The following is a 2543-nucleotide window of genomic DNA, read 5'->3' as shown; positions in this document are numbered from 1 at the left end:
GCGGGCGGCGGGGGCCAGCCGGCGCATGCCGAGCACGCCCAGCATGTTGGACTCCACGCCGATGCCCCAGCGTTCGGCGATCAGGCCGTTGTCCAGCAGCCGCCACACCACGACGCCGGTGAACTCGATGACCTGCCGGGTGGGGGCGGCGCCCAGGAAGTCGCCCAGGTGGGTGCCGCGCCAGGTGTTGTGGATGACGACGTGGTCGCCGTGGGCGCTCATGTCCTCGATGGTCACGTGCAGGTCGGGGAAGCCCTGGCGCAGGCCGGCGATGGTGTAGCGGACTCCCTCGAGTCCTTCGGGGGCTCCGGGCAGCGGCTGGTGGTCGACCATGCCGGGGCTGTAGATCTCGTCCACGACCGAGAAGTCGCCCTGGTTGACGAAGGCGTCGAAGACCCGGCGGACGGTCTTCTTGTTGCGCTCCTCCACGCTCCGGCCGGTGCGCACCGTCTCTTGTATCGACACGTTCCATCCTTATGGCGTCGGCGCCCGCGAGGGGCGGGTCAAGGCTGGCGGGGGCGGGCGGGCGCCCGTCACCTGCCGGGGAAGGGGGCGTCCCAGGTGAGGGTGAGGCCCGCGTACACGTAGCGGCTGGCCTCGATGGCGAGCAGCAGGACGGTGTCGCCGGGGGTGATGCGGCCCTGGCTCCAGCCGGCGTCCAGGGCCAGCGGGACGGCGGCGGAGCCGGTGGCGCCGACGTCGGTGAGGTTTTCCACGATGGTCTTGCTCAGGGTGCTCTGGTCGGCGGCGGACAGTCCGGCGGTGCCGTACTCACTGGCGAAGTACTCGGCGTTGCCCTCGGGCAGGACGCAGGCGTCGATGTCGTCGAGGGTGAGGCGGGAGCGGTGCAGCATGTCGTGGATGCCCTCGACGAAGACGCGGGGGCCGAAGCGGGCGGTGCCGGGGATGTCGAGGCGGATGTCCATGAGGCGGGGGCGGCGCTGCTGTTCGGCGAGGGGGGCGTCGGTGCCGCCGCCGATGATGTGCATGCCGGGTTTGCGGGTGCCGCCCAGGGAGCGGGTGGCGAAGACGGGCCGCCGGCGGCCGGCGGCGGAGCCTTCCTCGCCGGCGCGCAGGACCATGGCGCCGGCGCCGTCGCCGAAGGTGTAGACGGTCAGGCGGTCGCGCATCCGTACGCGTTCGGGTTCGCGGCCCAAAAAGACGGGGGCGAGGAGGGGGGAGACGGCTTCGGCGCCGATGACCAGGGCGGTGGCGTACGTGCCGTCGGCGAGCAGGCGGCGGGCGATGTCGAGGGCCTGGACGGCGCCGACGCAGCCGGCGCGGACCTCGATGACGGCGCAGCGTTCCAGGCCGAGTTGTTCCTGGACGTAGGTGGCGGCGACGGGCAGCAGGTAGTCGGGGCTGGCGGTGGAGACGACGATGAGGTCGATCTCGTCGGCGGTGACGCCGGCCCGGTCGAGGGCCTGGCGGGCGGCGGCGGTGGCCATGGCGGAGGTGCTGGTGGTGTGGGCGCCGCTGGCGGGGTCGACCATCCAGTGCCGGCGCTTGACCTGGATGCCGTCCAGGACGTCGTCGGGCAGCGGTCCGCAGACGTGGGCGAGGGCGTCGTTGTCGAGGGCCTCGCCGGGCAGGTGGGCGCCGGTGGCCAGGACGGACACGTGGCGTTCGGCGGGTGCGGGGGGGGGGGCGGGGGTGTGGGGCATGGTCAGTTCTCCGTTGCGGGACGCAGGACGAGGCTGATGTGGGTGCCGCCCAGGGAGGAGCTGTTGATGAGGACGGGGCCGGCTGCGGTGCCTTCCTGCCAGCCGGTGACGGCGAGCAGGGCGGCGAGCTGGGCGCCCGCGCCGACGGGTTCGCCGAGGGTCTGCTTGGGGGTGTGCACGGGGCAGCCGGACGCGGCGGCGAGCCGGCCGGTGGCGTGTGCCTCGGGGGTGTCGGCGCGGGTGAGTCCTGCGGCGTTGGCCCAGATCGCGGTCACCTCGCCGGGGTGCAGCCGGGCGTGGCCGAGGGCGGCGCGCATGGCGCGTTCGACGCCTTCGCCGTCCTCGTCCCAGCGGCCGACGCCGGCCGCGTCGCAGGCGGTGCCGTGGCCGGCGAACTCGGCCAGGATGCGGGCGCCTCGGGCGCGGGCGCTGGACTCGCGTTCCAGGACCAGGGTGATGCCGGCCTCGGCGAGGGTGTAGCCGGTGTCTTCGAACAGCGGCAGGCCGCGGTAGGCGGTCAGGACGCCCGGGGAGAGGTCTTCGACGGCGGGGCACAGGACGGCGTCGGCGCGGTGCTGGAGCAGCAGGTCGTGGGCGACGGTCAGGGCGGAGGCGCCGGCCGCGTGGCCGGTGGTGACGGTGGAGGTGGGGCCCTTGGCGCCGACGTGCATGGCGACCTGGCCGGCGGCGGCGTTGAAGACGGTGTTGGGGAAGACCGCCGGGCTGCCCTCGGCGGGGCAGCCGCCCAGGACGGGCAGCAGGAAGTCCTCGATGCTGCGCATCGGGCCGAGGCCGGTGCCCAGGACGACGCCGGTGTGCTCGTCGGCGTCCAGGCCGGCGTGGGCGAGGGCGGCGGGGCAGGCGGCGACGGCGAGCGGG

At 74.4% G+C, this 2543-nt stretch carries 3 protein-coding genes; all 3 read right to left on the bottom strand.

Going from position 1 to position 2543, the window contains the following annotated elements; all coding sequences use genetic code 11:
- The coding region (locus ABZV34_RS38455; protein WP_356287630.1) for an ester cyclase at positions 1-465 on the bottom strand (465 nt) is incomplete at its 3' end.
- 68 nt (positions 466-533) lie between these two features.
- Entirely contained in the window at positions 534-1664 is a 1131-nt protein-coding gene (locus tag ABZV34_RS38450) for a 3-oxoacyl-ACP synthase III family protein (RefSeq protein WP_356287627.1), read from the bottom strand.
- Between the two features lie 2 nt (positions 1665-1666).
- Positions 1667-2543 (bottom strand): beta-ketoacyl synthase N-terminal-like domain-containing protein (locus ABZV34_RS38445; protein ID WP_356287624.1); only part of this gene is annotated, 877 nt, incomplete at its 5' end.

Origin of the sequence: Streptomyces sp. NPDC005195 (assembly GCF_040608315.1) — a bacterium.
GTDB classification, from domain to species: domain Bacteria; phylum Actinomycetota; class Actinomycetes; order Streptomycetales; family Streptomycetaceae; genus Streptomyces; species Streptomyces kaempferi.
The sequence above is the reverse complement of the archived record's forward strand: the minus strand, read 5'-3'. Positions and strand labels throughout refer to the sequence as shown.

Bases quoted from the DNA above. Each gene is read 5' to 3' on its own strand.
- ABZV34_RS38450 (WP_356287627.1), bottom strand. From the start codon at position 1,664: ATGCCCCACACCCCCGCCCCCCCCCCCGCACCCGCCGAACGCCACGTG.